Annotated in this window: 15 protein-coding genes; 8 read left to right on the top strand and 7 right to left on the bottom strand. The window is 56.3% G+C overall.

Annotation, left to right across the window (positions count from 1 at the left end; translation table 11 throughout):
- Positions 1-13: 13 nt before the first annotated feature.
- Together ACR0EV_RS11900 and ACR0EV_RS11895 are read left to right on the top strand one after the other, a co-directional pair.
- Positions 14-247 (top strand): biotin/lipoyl-containing protein, encoded by a 234-nt coding sequence (locus ACR0EV_RS11900; protein WP_480800280.1) that lies wholly within the window; start codon positions 14-16, stop codon positions 245-247.
- A gap of 3 nt (positions 248-250) precedes the next feature.
- Positions 251-970 carry an alpha/beta fold hydrolase gene (locus tag ACR0EV_RS11895; RefSeq protein WP_480800279.1) on the top strand — a complete coding sequence of 240 codons (720 nt, stop codon included), beginning with the start codon at positions 251-253 and terminating at the stop codon, positions 968-970.
- A 24-nt stretch (positions 971-994) separates the two neighbouring features.
- On the opposite strand, the gene ACR0EV_RS11890 is transcribed toward ACR0EV_RS11895, so the two are convergent.
- The 7 genes from ACR0EV_RS11890 to ACR0EV_RS11860 form a co-directional block, all read right to left on the bottom strand.
- A complete protein-coding gene (locus tag ACR0EV_RS11890; protein ID WP_480800278.1) occupies positions 995-1,966 on the bottom strand; it encodes a sugar-binding transcriptional regulator in 972 nt (323 codons plus the stop codon).
- 4 nt (positions 1,967-1,970) lie between these two features.
- Positions 1,971-2,918: a carbohydrate kinase family protein gene (locus ACR0EV_RS11885; protein ID WP_480800277.1), complete on the bottom strand. Its 948-nt coding sequence runs from the start codon at positions 2,916-2,918 to the stop codon at positions 1,971-1,973.
- A gap of 143 nt (positions 2,919-3,061) precedes the next feature.
- Entirely contained in the window at positions 3,062-4,561 is a 1,500-nt protein-coding gene (locus tag ACR0EV_RS11880) for a xylulokinase (RefSeq protein ID WP_480800276.1), read from the bottom strand.
- A complete protein-coding gene (locus ACR0EV_RS11875; RefSeq protein ID WP_480800275.1) occupies positions 4,561-5,634 on the bottom strand; it encodes an ABC transporter ATP-binding protein in 1,074 nt (357 codons plus the stop codon). The genes ACR0EV_RS11880 and ACR0EV_RS11875 overlap by 1 nt, the downstream gene beginning before the upstream one ends.
- A gap of 69 nt (positions 5,635-5,703) precedes the next feature.
- Positions 5,704-7,140, bottom strand: a complete 1,437-nt coding sequence (locus ACR0EV_RS11870) for an extracellular solute-binding protein (RefSeq protein WP_480800274.1) — start codon at positions 7,138-7,140, stop codon at positions 5,704-5,706.
- 21 nt (positions 7,141-7,161) lie between these two features.
- Positions 7,162-8,181, bottom strand: a complete 1,020-nt coding sequence (locus tag ACR0EV_RS11865) for a carbohydrate ABC transporter permease (RefSeq protein WP_480800273.1) — start codon at positions 8,179-8,181, stop codon at positions 7,162-7,164.
- Positions 8,178-9,065 carry a carbohydrate ABC transporter permease gene (locus ACR0EV_RS11860; protein ID WP_480800272.1) on the bottom strand — a complete coding sequence of 296 codons (888 nt, stop codon included), beginning with the start codon at positions 9,063-9,065 and terminating at the stop codon, positions 8,178-8,180. Before ACR0EV_RS11860 ends, ACR0EV_RS11865 begins: the two co-directional genes overlap by 4 nt.
- A 239-nt stretch (positions 9,066-9,304) precedes the next feature.
- On the opposite strand from ACR0EV_RS11860, the gene ACR0EV_RS11855 reads away from it, so the two are divergent.
- From ACR0EV_RS11855 to ACR0EV_RS11830, 6 genes are read left to right on the top strand one after another with little or no spacing between them, the layout of a single operon-like run.
- Positions 9,305-9,940, top strand: a complete 636-nt coding sequence (locus ACR0EV_RS11855; protein ID WP_480800271.1) for a glucose-6-phosphate isomerase family protein — start codon at positions 9,305-9,307, stop codon at positions 9,938-9,940.
- Positions 9,941-9,964: 24 nt separating this feature from the next.
- Complete coding sequence (locus tag ACR0EV_RS11850; protein WP_480800270.1) at positions 9,965-10,126, top strand: hypothetical protein; 162 nt, start codon at positions 9,965-9,967, stop codon at positions 10,124-10,126.
- Positions 10,126-11,079 carry a shikimate dehydrogenase family protein gene (locus ACR0EV_RS11845; RefSeq protein WP_480800269.1) on the top strand — a complete coding sequence of 318 codons (954 nt, stop codon included), beginning with the start codon at positions 10,126-10,128 and terminating at the stop codon, positions 11,077-11,079. Before ACR0EV_RS11850 ends, ACR0EV_RS11845 begins: the two co-directional genes overlap by 1 nt.
- Positions 11,079-12,014: an NAD(P)-dependent oxidoreductase gene (locus ACR0EV_RS11840; protein ID WP_480800268.1), complete on the top strand. Its 936-nt coding sequence runs from the start codon at positions 11,079-11,081 to the stop codon at positions 12,012-12,014. Before ACR0EV_RS11845 ends, ACR0EV_RS11840 begins: the two co-directional genes overlap by 1 nt.
- Positions 12,004-12,843, top strand: a complete 840-nt coding sequence (locus ACR0EV_RS11835; RefSeq protein ID WP_480800267.1) for an MBL fold metallo-hydrolase — start codon at positions 12,004-12,006, stop codon at positions 12,841-12,843. The genes ACR0EV_RS11840 and ACR0EV_RS11835 overlap by 11 nt, the downstream gene beginning before the upstream one ends.
- Positions 12,833-13,765: a MurR/RpiR family transcriptional regulator gene (locus tag ACR0EV_RS11830; RefSeq protein WP_480800266.1), complete on the top strand. Its 933-nt coding sequence runs from the start codon at positions 12,833-12,835 to the stop codon at positions 13,763-13,765. The genes ACR0EV_RS11835 and ACR0EV_RS11830 overlap by 11 nt, the downstream gene beginning before the upstream one ends.
- Positions 13,766-14,491 lie beyond the last annotated feature (726 nt).

The raw sequence follows: 14,491 nt of genomic DNA, 5'->3' as shown, positions 1-14,491 counted from the left end.
GGAACACTCGACAATGGCCACCCCAATTCTCGTACCGCAACTGGGCAATGAAATCACCGAGGCTGAAGTGACCGAGTGGTTGGTTGCAGAAGGTGACTCAGTGGCGGCTGGCGATCTGGTTGTGATCATCACAACCACTAAAATGGCAATGGAACTTGAGGCACCTGTTGATGGCGTGCTGTCAAATATCACAGTTCAGGAAGGCGACATCGTCGAGATTGGCGCAACCTTGGGCGAGATAAGCTGACCAATGCCGACGCAGCTCTACCGGATCGGAGGGAACGGTCCCGCGCTTTTGCTGATCCATGGCTTTGGCGCGGACAGGTTGGGCTGGCTTGCAACTGCCCCCACACTTCAGGAAAGGTATAGTGTCTGGGCGGTTGAACTGCCGTCTCATGGCGCGGCTGAACCGGGTGAGAGCACTTTCGCCGAGATAATGCAAAGTGTCGCTGGAGCCATTTCTGAGATCCAAGGCCAACTGCATTTGTGTGGGCATTCTTTTGGAGCGACAATCGCGGCGCAATTGCGTGCGCAAGAGCCTGATCGATTTGGCAAATCTGTCCTGATCGCGCCTGCATGCCTAGGAGGCGGGCCACCAGACGCCTCGTTCTTGCGGGAGTTTCCGGAAATGCAGACCGAGGACGAGGCCTATGCCTTGCTTTGCCGTCTGGTCCATCGTCAGCGGCTTATCCAACCCGCCATGGTGCAGCACGTCCTGACCCATCTGAAGAAACCCGGCCGACGCGCGGCGCTTAAGGCAATTGCCGAGACTATTTTGGGTATCACCGCTGTGCCTTTGCCAGACGACGCCTTGGTCATCTCGGGTGCAAGGGACGGTATCTTGCCACCAGAAACATCACTTCTGGAAGAACGCGGAGCGTTGGGTTTGCTGGTTCCCGATGCAGGGCATCTGCCTCATGTCGAAGCCGCTCAACGCGTTAACCACGCTATTTTGGGCTACCTTGTATAAGCCGACCCGTTCCGGGGCTTGAGTTCACCCCTGACCGGCAATCAAGGCCTTCGCGGCGGCCTCGTCCGTCACCAATACTCCACAGCCGGTGCGTTTGATGGTCGCTCGGATGGCCTCGGCGCGACGTGCACCGCCCGAGGCCAGAATGATACGCTTGGCTTTGGCAAGGGTATCAAGATCGACCGCCATCACGCGGCTATGGACGGGGTGATCCACTGTATGGCCTTCCGGGTTTAAGAACTGGCATAGCGTGTCGCACACAGCCCCCGAAGCCAAGAGTTCGTCATATTCCACGTCAGACAGAAATGTATGACTCAGCGACGAACCCGCGCTGCCGAGATCGCCACAACTGATGACTGCGACGTCAAGTTCACCAGCGGCGCGCTCGACCCGGTCAAGGCCCGAATGCTTCAGCAGGTGCTCTTTGGTTTGTGCGCTGTCCACGATCAAAGGGGCAAGATACAGCAGACAATCGGCCCCCAACAGACCAGCAATTCGCCAAGACACATCCGTCGGGTTTGGCCCGCCGGTTTCAACCAGCCCCCCTTGCAGCGAGACAATTCGCATGTTCTCACGACGCTGCGGACGAAATGTGGCAAGGCTGGCGCTGAGCGTGCGGCCCCATCCCATACCTAGTGACATTCCATCCGTGACTACCTCTGAGAGCAGCTGACCCAAAGCCGCCCCGACACTACGTGCTGTCTCTGCGGTATCGGCGTGGCCGGGCACAACAATCGCCTCATCTAGTCCAAGAAGGTCTTCAAGTTGTATGGCCAATTGCGTGCAATCACCCGGCTCGGCATTGATCCAGATCTGTACCTCATTGCGCTTGCGTGCCTCATCCAGCATTCGCACCACAGTTGATCTGCTTACGCCAAGCGCGTCTGCGATCTCTTTTTGCGTTTTGTCGCGATGGAAATAGAGCCAGGCAGCTCGAATGCGCAGCGACGCGCTGTCGGCCAGAGCAATCTGAGAGGAACGCGGAAGTCGTGCCATGGCCCTAGCTTTCTTTAGCCAAAGTATGCAGAACCTCTTGCCGGAGAGGCGGATTGCAGCCTGACTTCTCGCAATTCAACGAGGCCGCCGTCACTGCGAACCGCAATATGGAGTCCAAGGCGTCGAGCCCAATCGCGCCAAGTGCTGCGGGCGAGGTTAATTGCCGAAGGGCCAACTCGGCAAGAACCGCTCCCATCAGCGTGTCTCCGGCTCCAACCGTGTCGACTACCGAGGTTTCTCGCGCATCAACTTGCAGCTTGCCCGACTTGCAATATCCATGAACTCCGCCATCGCCAACCGTCACCAACACAAGGCCAGCGCCGGCGCCAAGACGCTCGGCCGCGTAGCTGTCCACCGACTGTCCCGGTGCTATGGCCATCAGGTCCTCGTCGCTCAACTTGATCAGTCCGCTTTTGTCCGCAATTGCTGAAATCCGAGCGCGCCAAGCAGCCATGTCCTTAATCATGCCCGGGCGCGCATTGGGGTCAATGCAAAGAAGTTTATCTGGGCTCTGCGCCAGACAAAACGTTGCAATCGCATCAGCGCCGGGATTGTCAATTAACGAGATCGAGCCGCAGGATATGACATCGCCCGGAGCCAATTGGACGGTTTGCGGATCAAGTCGCATGGTCGCTGTCGCCGATGCGTTGTTGAAGAACGCATAGCGCGCGTTGCCGTTGTTCAAAGCCACAAAGGCCAAAGGCGTTGGATTATCGGTCCGGGGCACCAATGTTGTCGAAACAGCATGGGCGGCCAGATCATCCATCAGCATCTGCCCAAAGAGATCGGTTGAGATTGCACCTAGAAAACCCACATCAGCCCCAGCTTGCGCAGCCGCTTTGGCGGCGTTGAACGGAGAGCCGCCTGGATAGGGTGCAAAAGCCTGACCTTGCGCATTTTGCGCTGGCACAAAATCGATAAGTGCCTCACCAAGCAACCAAATGGTGGACATTGCTCACTCCAATGTTCTTCGTGCGGCGCGCCTCAAGATCCGGTTCGGGTCAGCAGCGCATACTCAATGCCTGAAAACCTGCATATAGGGAATGTGCAAAAAGGCAAATCCCCGGTTGAGGATCATCCCTGCAAACCTCTTTGTCACAGGTCGTCGAGTCTGGCAAAGAAAGGCTGCGCCGCATCGTAGAGATCACCGAACAGAGGCATCATTTTATCATATAGGTCGGCGATTGCAGGGTCGGGTTCAATCGGCGGGCCGAGGCGCACCATCTTCTGTTTTGCAGCGCCAATATCCGAAGCTGCACCTGTTGCAACGGCCATGAGCATCGCTGCGCCGACCACACCGCATTCCAATTCTTCGGGAACACGGTAGGGCGTTCTATACATGCTCGCCTTGATCTCAAGCCATAGCCTTGATTTTGCACCGCCACTTGCTGCGATGATTTGTTCTGGCCGACCGTAGTTTCCCTGTAAGCGATCCAGGCGATGCCGGACCGAAAACGCAACACCTTCCAACACGGCACGGTGCAGCTCGGCCAGACCGTGATTGGAAGTGAGCCCGAAAAACTGCGCGCGGGCCGGGCTGCCCGCGCCAAACCGTTCGCCAGAGAGATAGGGCAAGAAGAACAGGTTCTTTGCTCCGGGAACAGCCTGTGTAGCGGCCTCGGCAACCTCGGCATAGGACCGGCGGTTGTCATGAAAGGCGCGCCGCGCCCAGCGGACTGCATCACCTCCTGCATCGAGCAGCGTGAAGCTGCCCCAATCGCAGGCTGCGCTTAGTACATTGGACACGGCCGGATCAAGCACTGGCGCTTCATGAAGCAATGTGATGATTGTCGAGGTTCCGGTCACGTCCGATCCCATGCCCGCACCAATCGCACCTGATCCCAAAAGCGCCATGGGGTAATCCCCGGCCCCGACCAGAACCGGCAGGCCCTCAGCCAGACCCAGCAGACCGGCGGCTTCGCCCGAAAGCCCGGCCAAAACCTCCTGCGGGTCGCGCAACTTTGGCAGTAGATGGCAAGGCACACCGGTCATATCCAGCATCTCCGCAGACCAGTCCCGGCTTTGCCAATCCATCAGGAAACTCAGCGACGCCTCGGTGATGTCCTGCGCCCGCTCGCCCGTAAGTTTGAAGTTGATCCAATCCTTGGGCATAAGAAGGGTCGAGGCGCGTGAGACACTGTCGGCGTCGTGCTCTGAAAGCCAAGCCAGCTTGAACGCTGGCCAGGCGGGCGCCGGGGCATTGGCAGTGATCGGCAGGTACCGCTCTTCCTGTTCTCGTGCAGCAAAAGCCGCAACTTGCGACATATTACGTTTGTCGTTCCACAACAGTGCGGTGTCTCGGGTCAACGCACCGGTATCATCAATCAGGACCGATCCATGCATTTGCCCGCAGGCACAGATCGCGGCCACGCGCGCGGCCGCGTTCTCAACTTTGCCCAGAACACCGAGGATACTCTCGACCGTGCCGGACCACCAATCCGCCGGGCGCTGCTCGGACCAGCTGTGTTGTGGAACGATTTGCTCGTGTTCTTTTTGGTGAAACGCCAGAATGCGCCCGTGCAGGTCGACCAAAGCCGCTCGGATGCTGCCGGTTCCCACATCTATGGCAAGGTATAGATCACGAGGCTGGGTCATCACAGGCGGTTCTCGGTCTGAGTATCGAAGAAATGTGCCTGTGTCATATCAAGCGTCACGGTGCAGGGCTTTCCAACTGTAACCGGAAAGCGCGGATCAACCTGTGCCGTCACCTTGTCCACTCCGATTGTGCCCAGCACCAGCGTATGCGCGCCGAGCGGCTCAATCGCCACGGGATCAAGCCGCAAATCGGCAGTGTGGGCGGATGCACGCATATGTTCCGGCCGGATCCCGAACTTGACCACACCGTGATTTCCAAGACGCGCCGCGTCTTCGGGTGCCAGCGGTAAAACCTGATCGCCAAGATGGACGGCACCGTTTTCAAGGCGCGCATCGAACACATTCATTGACGGTGACCCGATGAAATCGGCCACAAAGAGATTAGCGGGCTTTTCGTAGAGTGTAATCGGATCGGCGGCCTGTTCGACCTTGCCTGCACGCATGACTACAACCCGGTCTGCCATCGTCATGGCCTCCACCTGATCGTGCGTCACATAAACCGCTGTGGTCCCAAGCTTGCGTTGCAGCAGCTTGATCTCGGTGCGCATATCGACGCGCAGCTTGGCGTCGAGGTTCGACAAAGGTTCGTCGAATAAGAAAACTTCCGGATGCCGGACCAGAGCGCGGCCAATCGCAACCCTTTGGCGCTGCCCGCCGGACAGGTTCTTGGGTTTGCGGTCGAGATAGGGTTCGAGCCCCAAGAGCTTTGTCGCCTCTTCAACCCGTTCAGCGATCACGGCTTTGTCAGTACCATGCACTTTCATGGCATAGCCAATGTTGTCACGAACAGACATATGCGGATAAAGCGCATAGTTTTGAAACACCATAGCGCAGTCACGTTCACCCGGTCGGGAATAAGTGACGTCTTTGCCATTGATAAGGATAGTCCCGGTCGTGGGCAGTTCTAGCCCCGCTAACATGCGCAGTGTAGTGGTTTTACCGCAGCCGGATGGGCCGACAAGAACGATGAACTCGCCTTTGTTTATTTTCAGCGAGAGTGGAGGGATTACGTTCAGGGCACCAAAGTTCTTGGTGACGTCGTTCAATTCTATGTGGTGCTTAGTTTCGGCCAAAGGGCTCTCCTCGTAACAACGTGCCCCCCGGTATTGGCCGGGGGACACGTCAATATGTGCAGTGTTGGTTTACTTGGGAGGAAGACCGACAGAGGCACGATACGCCGCAAGCTGATTGTCGCGACCAAATTCATCGGTCAGCGCGTTCCACTCTGCAGCAATAGCATCCAGTGCAGCTTGCGGTTCCACTTCACCGGCAAGAGCTTTGGACAATTCGATCTCAAGCACTTCGGTATACGAGAAGAAACCCGGCAACCGGAGGTCAAGCGCAACATTCGGCGCATCAAGCGAGGCACGCTGCGCCCCCAGATAGCTTGCCGCTTCTTCTTCCGAGAAAACAGACGCCCAGTTTTCCAGGTCGGAATAGTGGCTGAACCGGTAAGGGTTTACGCCCGAATTGGCTGTGACAATCGCCTTGCCAGAAACCTCTGGGCTGATCACCTCCGAGACAAAGTCCCAGGCGGCTTCGGCGTTCTTGCTGTCCGCAGGTACGGCCAATTGCCAGCCACCAAAGGCCAGGAAGGGTGAATGCACAACTTCGTCGAAGCTGTCCCATTCCCCGCTTACATGGTTCCAGATTTCGGTCGATCCGGGTAGCATCGCAGTCCGGACATGGCCTTCGATCGCGCCCTCGGTCGAACCCAAAACGCCGGAATCCGCCCAGTCAATGTTCATCGCAACCGTGCCACCAGCGTAGAGGGGTCGCACATCGCCCGAGCCGTTGTTCAGTGCACCGGGTGGGTTGAAATCGAGACCGGCTTTGTATTCCTCAAGAGCGCGCAGCCAACCGGCGTTGTTGATCTGGGCATCCATGGTCTCGGGGTCAAAGAACATTGAGCCGGGATTGTCGGGATGGTTCGTGTAGCTCGCCGCATGAGAGAAGAAATACCAGAACTGCTGACCACCACGGCGATAAGCTTCTGCCGTTCCAAAAAGGCCGTCATCCGGGCGATGGAAGAACTCTGCCTGATCATAGTACTGCTCCCAGGTCACCGGGGCCGCGAGCGGGTAGCCGTACTTGGCTTCGAACGCAGCTTGTTCTTCCGCATTGTCCAGAAGATCCGCCCGCAGGTTCAGCATATGCATGTCGCCGTCCATCGTCGCCGACTTCACATCTCCGTTCCACACCATTAAGCGCTCGCGATAGACCGGGTGAATGTCCTCCCAGTTGGAGCCTTGCTGCAGGTCTTCCGGCATCGTGGACAGGAATGGCGAAAAGTCTGGCAGCCAGGCCGGAACAAAACCAATGACATCGAAGTCGCCGGTTTGTTGGCTCATCGCGGTCAGGAATTTTGGATACAGCTCACCGAACGGAAACTCGATCACATTGACGGTGCCGCAGGTGCGTTCTTCCCAACTGGTGGCCGCCGCCGCCAAGGCAGACGCGATAGCGGGGCCGTTCTGGGTCGAGACATTAAGGGTTACACCGGTATAGTCTGGCGAACAGGCAAGCGCGCCGCTCGCAATAAACCCAAGAGTGGCTGTGGATAACAAGAATTTCTTCACGATTTTCCTCCCAATCGAAGTTTATTTTATAGAACCGGAAAGCAGTCCGGATCGCATCATGCGACCCAGGATTGTCGCGACAATCACCATGGGTATGATGGCAATCAGTGCTGCGACGGAAATTGCCCACCATTCATCCCCCCGAGAGGAGTTCTGTCCGGCTATCAGGATGGGCAAGGTTTGCCAGTCGCCCGTGGTTAAGAGCAGAGCGAACAGGAATTCATTCCAGATAAAGGCCAACACAATCATCGAGGTGGCCAGAAGGCCGGGCAATGACATCGGCAGCACAATTTGGAAAAAGATACGCATGCGTCCGATATTGTCCACTTGGGCGGCCTCTTCGACCTCTATCGGGACGGTGGACAGGAAATCGCGCATGAGCCAAACGGCAAAGGGCAAGCCAAAGGCCGTGTAGGCCAGGACCATGCCACCAAAGGTATCCAGCAACGGAAGACCCGCACGTCCCACTTCGGCGTAAAGTAGGAACAGCGCAAAGGCCGAGACGATGGGCGGAAACATACGCTGCGAAACAAACCAGAATGTTACATCATTATTGCCCAAAACCGGTCCTGGCAGCGGCAATCGGTTGATCAGAACAGAGGCGACCAAAGCCACCACCAGTACGATTCCAAGTGCCCCCGGCACACTCATGCCCAGCATGGAATTCAGCAAGACGAAGCCACCGATGGAGATGACACCAAACACCAGCCCTGATAGAAGCCGGATGCGAAATTCAAACCGCACCAGCGCGTAAGCAGCCATTGTCCCCAGGAACACCGACAAGATAGTGGATACAAAGGAAATGCTCACTGACGCCACAATTGGTCCAAAGAAATCTCCACGGATCCCGGATAATGCGTCCCGAAACGCCTGCAACGTCGGTTCGAAATCCACAAACGGGATATAGGTCGCGCCTTGCGAAACTGCCAAAGGTGGCTTGAACGCTGTAACTACAACCCAATACAGCGGAAAAAACGCAAATCCCAACCAAACAAGGCAGAATGCCAGTCCGATGGCCCGATATGAGCGGTTCTCCGTCACGTGTATTTCCGCGTGAAACGTTGGGCGAGGGCAAGGTAGACGGTGCCAAAAATGATGACCACGATCAAAAAGACGAAAGACAGGGCCGAGGTCATCCCCAGATTGAACTTCTTGAACCCTTCATTATAGGCGAACAGTGTCAGGGTTTCGGTGGCTGTTCCCGGTCCGCCTCCGGTTAGCACAAACACGGTGTCGATGATTTTGAATCCTTCGACCAGCCGTATAAAGACCACAGCCACCGACAAAGGCAGCAGCATCGGAAAGGTCAGATCCCAGAACCGCCGCCATGGTCCGATATCGTCCACCCGCGCCGCTTCAAAAACCTCGCCGGGCAAGCTTTGCAGACCCGCGAGCATTAAAAGCGTGACAAAGGGTGTCCATTGCCAGGTCTCAATGACAACCAGCACCATAATGGCCAGCGGCGCTTCGGTCAGGAAGGGCAGATTGCCAAAGCCCAGTCCCACCATCGCGTCATTCACCGGCCCGAGATAGGGATGAAAGACCATCCGCCCGATCAGCGCGACGCAGACCGGCGCGATAAACATCGGCAATAGAAAAGCCACCCGGTATAGCGAGGCGCCGCGCACATTGTGATGCAGCGTCAGAGCCAGTGCGAATCCCAGCACATATTGAAGCGAGACCGAAAGAAAGACGATGCTGGCAGTGGTCCAGGTAGACCCCCAAAACCGCGCCGAACTCAGAATATCCGCATAGTTGTCAAACCCGACAAAGCGCGGCGGCAGTGGCGGCACAAGCCGGACCGACTGAAAGCTGACGGTAAGGGCGTAGATCAGCGGGAAGATCGACATGACCAGCACAATCAAGAAGGCAGGCCACACAAAGGCGTGCTTTATCCGATCATGCTTAGTCGCCTCCGGCGTCATATCGTCCCCCAGCGTCATTCATTCAGACGATGCGCTGTCTTGGAGAGAAGTTCAACTAAAAATGTAGCTTTACTAACTAAAAATCCAGATTTAGGCCGATATTGCGGGATCGAGAGTAAATTTCCCGCCTATTTCACGCGAATGATCGAACAAAACGCAGATTTTCTCGACAAATTTTGTTAGAGGCATTGCCAATAATCCCTCAATTTGTATTTTAACTACACAATGCAGGAGGCTCAATGCTACGCCCACCAACCTCTCATATCGTTGATCCCGCAACGGGTGCCCTGTCTTCCGCAACGGGGCGGTACGAAAAACGTCTGAAGGATCTTCGAGGACTTTATGCCGACGCTGCTGCCTTGGATCGCGCTCTGGAGCAGGATGGAAATGTGGTCGTATACTCGGTCGAAGATGTCCGACCAACGTTGGCAGGTGGCGCGGACACGGGCGATTTGATCTTTGGAACCACCCATATGGCGCCGGGCCGGATTGGCCATGAATTCTACATGACCCGCGGCCACATCCATGCCACAGCAAACCGCCCAGAGACCTATTATGGCGAGGCCGGCAAAGGTTTGATGCTGATGGAATCTCCTGAAGGTGAGATCGCCATTTGCGAAATCGCACCGCGGGTCATGGTTTATGTTCCACCGCTCTGGATCCACCGGTCGGTCAACATCGGGTCCAAACCTTTGGTGATGAGTTTCTGCTATCCGGCAGATTCAGGACAGGACTACGAGGTGATTGCTCGCTCGGGCGGCATGGCACAGCGTATCGTAAGCGATGGGGGCGACGGATGGAGAGCCATTCCAAACACCGACTATCGTCCCCGCAGTGCCGACGAGGTCTCGGCAATCTTAGCAACTCAGGCCTGATTGGCCGCCGCATGGGATTTGGGAATGGGGAATTTTGACAATCTGGCGATGTTTGGAGTGGTGCCTTTGACCGCCTTCAAAGATAAAAGAGCCACGCTTGGCGTTATGCCGCAAATCCGGTCTAAGAATTTTATGCTGGGAGCGACGGTTGCGACCAAAGATCAGGTCGATATGGCGGTGGTTTGATGGCGTATGAACCAGCAACCAAGCCGACCTTCTATTTCATCGGAGTGACAACCGCGCAGTCGTCGATCATGCGTGTCTTTCCGGAATGGGCCAAACATCTTGGTCTTGGTGACGTTCAAATGAAGGGGCTCGATTTTGTGCCTCATGATGCACCCGAACGGTATCGCGAGGCAATTCGTTTTCTGAAAGGCGATCCGATGTCGCTGGGCGCTTTGGTGACCACGCATAAGCTGGACCTGTTTGCCGCCTGTCGCGATATGTTTGACGAGATTGATGCGCTCGCCGCAATGATGGCGGAAACCAGTTGTCTGTCGAAGCGAGACGGGCGCTTTGTCTGCCATGCCAAGGACCCGATCTCATCGGGCCTTTCGATGGACGGGTTTCTTGCGCCGGACCATTTCGCCGATACCGGTGCCGAAGTCTTAAGCATGGGGGCGGGGGGGTCGACCATCGCGCTTACATGGTACCTGATGCAGGAAAGTCGGGGTGTGGACCGGCCATCGCGCATCGTGATTTCCAACCGCAGCCAACCAAGGCTTGACCATATCCGGACCATTCATGAAGGCCTGAACTGCGATATCCCTATTGAGTACAGGCTTGCACCAAACCCACACGACAACGACGCAATCCTCGGTGATATGAAGCCAGGAAGTCTGATTGTGAATGCCACTGGACTGGGAAAGGATGCCCCTGGCTCACCGCTTACTGACCGGGCCGTATTTCCAAAAAACGCAGTGGTTTGGGAGCTCAACTATCGCGGTGACCTAGTGTTTCTAAAGCAGGCCCAGGCGCAACAGTTCAGCCAATCGCTGCAAATCGAGGACGGCTGGACCTATTTCATACATGGCTGGACACAGGTGATAGCCGAAGTCTTCGATATCGACCTACCGACCTCTGGCCCAGAGTTCGAAAAAATAGCGGCGATTGCAGGTCGCGTTACGGGGCGCGCGTGATGCCTACGGTTCTGGTCACCCCACGTTCATTGTCCTCCGGCGACCATCCGGCGATGGATCGGCTGATCGAACTGGGATTTGACCTTCGATACCCGACACCGGGGCAGGTGCCGTCTGAAACAGCACTATTAGATGCTGTGCCTGGTTGCGATGGCTGGTTGGCAGGGATCGAACCTATCAGCGAGGCCGTCATCGCGGCAGCAGACAGGCTGAAAGTTATCAGTCGCAACGGATCTGGCGTCGACAATCTGCCCCTAGCTGGTCTCAAGGACCGTAACATCACGGTATGCCGCGCCGATGGAGCAAACGCCCAAGGTGTAGCTGAACTTGCACTCTGTCTGACCTTAACCGGCCTGCGTCAGGTAGTGTGGACCCACAACAGGATGCGTGATGGGCACTGGTCGCGGCGTATAGGGAAGGAAATCCGTGGGGCTCGTATCGGCGTGATTGGGCTTGGCGCGATTGGGGAGGCCTATACGCAGGCCTGCCTGGCCCTGGGGGCAGAGGTCATCGGCCATGACCCGTACGCACCGGATAGCCCGCTCGTTCATCCTAACTTTTCCCGCGGGCCGCTGGAGGCGGCGATGCATCAGGTCGATGTGATCAGCTTGCACGCGCCCATGCCAGGCTCTGGCCAGCCATTGTTAACCTTCGAGCTGTTGGCCGAGTGCGCTCCCGGAACCGTTGTGATTAACACCGCGAGGTCAGGACTGGTGGATGAAGCCGCGCTGCTCAGCGCTTTGAATGACGGACGGGTGGCTTGCTACGCAACTGATGTGTTCGACGTCGAACCGCCGGAGATGACTGAGTTGCTTCAACACGAAAACACCATATTGACGAGCCATATCGGCGGGTTCACCAGGCCCTCGGTCGCACGGGCCGCGGATGCAGCGGTGGATAACCTCTTACGCGTTTTGCAGACCAATGCGACTTGAGAGGCGCCCGGGTTTTCCACGCTCCGGCGATTGCGCCATCGCATGGCTGGGACAGGCCGGTTTTTGGATAGCGACAGGTGATCACGCGGTTCTGATCGATCCATATCTGTCCGACAGTTTGGCCCGGAAATATGCGGGCAAACGCCATGAACATCGTCGCTTAATGCCTCCGCCCATAGCTCCAGAGGCCTTGCCTCGGCCTGATCTCGTGCTCATCACCCATGCCCATACGGACCACATGGACCCTGACACGCTCGCCCCGCTAGCGCGGCGGTTCCGCGATTTACCCTTTGTCGTACCCCGCGCCAAAACCGATCTTGCCCGCGATCGGATCGGCGAGGCGGCGCGTTTGATTGAAGTGACGGCGGGGGATAGGATTGCCCCGCTTCCCGGTCTCGACATCAGAGTCTTTCCCGCCGCGCATGAGACGGAAGATAGGGACGCCGAGGGCAACCACCTCTTTCTGGGATATGGCCTCAGCTGGGCCTCACCCGCGGGACAACCCTCTCGGCTCTATCATTCCGGTGACACGATCCCGTTCCCACTGCTGGATCGGGAAATTGCCGATTTCGCACCTGATATCGCTTTGCTGCCGGTCAATGGTCGTGACGTTGACCGGCTAGAGGCAGGCATTCCCGGGAATATGAGCTTGGAGGAGGCCATCGCGATCTGTCAGGATGCAGCAATTGAGTGGTTGGTGCCGCATCACTTCGGATTGTTTTCTTTCAATACGCTGGATGAAGATGTAATTGACCTGGCAGCGACCCGTATCGCTGCCCCACGTATCGTGAAACCGTCTGTATCAGAGGCTTTGTTCCTTGTCCCTTAGGTCCAAGATCACCCGTCAAACACCGGCCACGGGGCCGCAAGGTTCTGAGGTCCATGATAACCTGCTGGAAGTCATCACTCGGGCACGACCTGACCTGCGCAAATCCGAACGTCGCGTGGCGGATGCAATATTGGACGATCCCGAACATGCACTGTCATTGACCCTGGCGGCTTTGTCCAAGCTGGCAGGTGTTAGCGAACCTACGGTCATCCGGTTCTCATCCTCGATTGGCTGTGACGGGTTTCGTGATCTTCGGGTCAAACTGGCCCGGTCCCTCGCTTTTGCCCGCACAACCTCGCACGCCGCGATTTCAAAGGATGATGATCTGTCCGATCTGATCGGAAAGATGTTTGACTACAACCTCTCAAGCCTGACCTGGGCCCGGGCCCGGATCGATCCTAAGGCCATTGAGGCAGCTGTGAACGCTCTTGTTTCAGCGCGACGCATCGAGTTCTTCGGTTACGGCGCTTCCGGCATCGTTGCTATGGACGCGCAGCAGAAATTCCCTCTCTTCGGAGTGCCTTGCGGTGCACCGTCCGACGGCCATCAGATGATCATGACGGCCTCGGTGATGCAGGCCGGTGATGTTGTGGTTGCAATCTCCAATACAGGTGAAACGAATGACGTAGTCATGGCCACACGCACAGCACGTGATCGTGGTGCCACGACGATTGGAATATCAGGAGGGTCCAGCCCGTTGCTGGAGCATTGCGATGTGGCAGTTCTGGTCGAGACGCTGGAAAACACGGACATCTACACCCCAACCGTTTCGCGCTTGTCCGCCATGGTTGTGATCGACATTTTATCAACGGCCGTCAGCGTCGCCAGAGACGACCCACACCGTAAGCGCGTAGCCGAGATGAAAACCCTGCTTGCGTCGATCCGCTCTTCAAATAAGGAAAAGCCATCCGAACCAGAGTGATGATTTGATTGTCGAGTGATGTTCAATTGATTTTCAAAGGTCATTTGGTGGCAATGCCGGGTATTTGAACGTACAACAAAATCGATCTTACCTCTGATAACCGGTATGTTTTGTTGGGAATTAGTCAATTGGGGATAAGTTCAGCGAAAAGACGGCAGTATTGCAAACCTTGAAAATGGTAGTAGCCGACCTCCTGCAAGACGCATTTTTTCCAGTCAGTAAGGCAAATCGCTGAGCTGCGGGTTTCTTGTTCCTTTTTGCTCTTTTTAGGCTTCGAAAAACCGGAAATCATCCTTTACTCAGCATGTTAAGTTTGCCCGTGACGTGCTGAGTTCTAACACCAATAGGAAAAACGCATCGCGTTTAGAAAAAGCGGTGCGATTCTGGAGAGGCTCGTTACACGTCGATATTTGCCGAGCGCGCGGTTGAAATAGATCACGCAACCCTGAACCTTTGAGTGACCCGATACGCCGGTCGTGTCGCGGATTCTACGCGGCAAAATGCGTCCTGCCGACCGTTCGTCGTGTTTGGGTGAGACTTAAGTGCAATTGAAAGGTGAGGAGGCTTGGATTTACCGCGTCATAGTAATTGAAGTTTGGAAGGAATTTATCCGAGGGAAAACTTCCCTAACGAACGATCAGACCCTGGGCATCATGCTATCCAAACACCGGAAGACGGCCACCGTGGCGAAATTCTATGCCAGAGCACCGGATTACCCTGCATGAC

The organism is Ruegeria sp. CF8, from assembly GCF_056537285.1.
The sequence above is the reverse complement of the archived record's forward strand: the minus strand, read 5'-3'. Positions and strand labels throughout refer to the sequence as shown.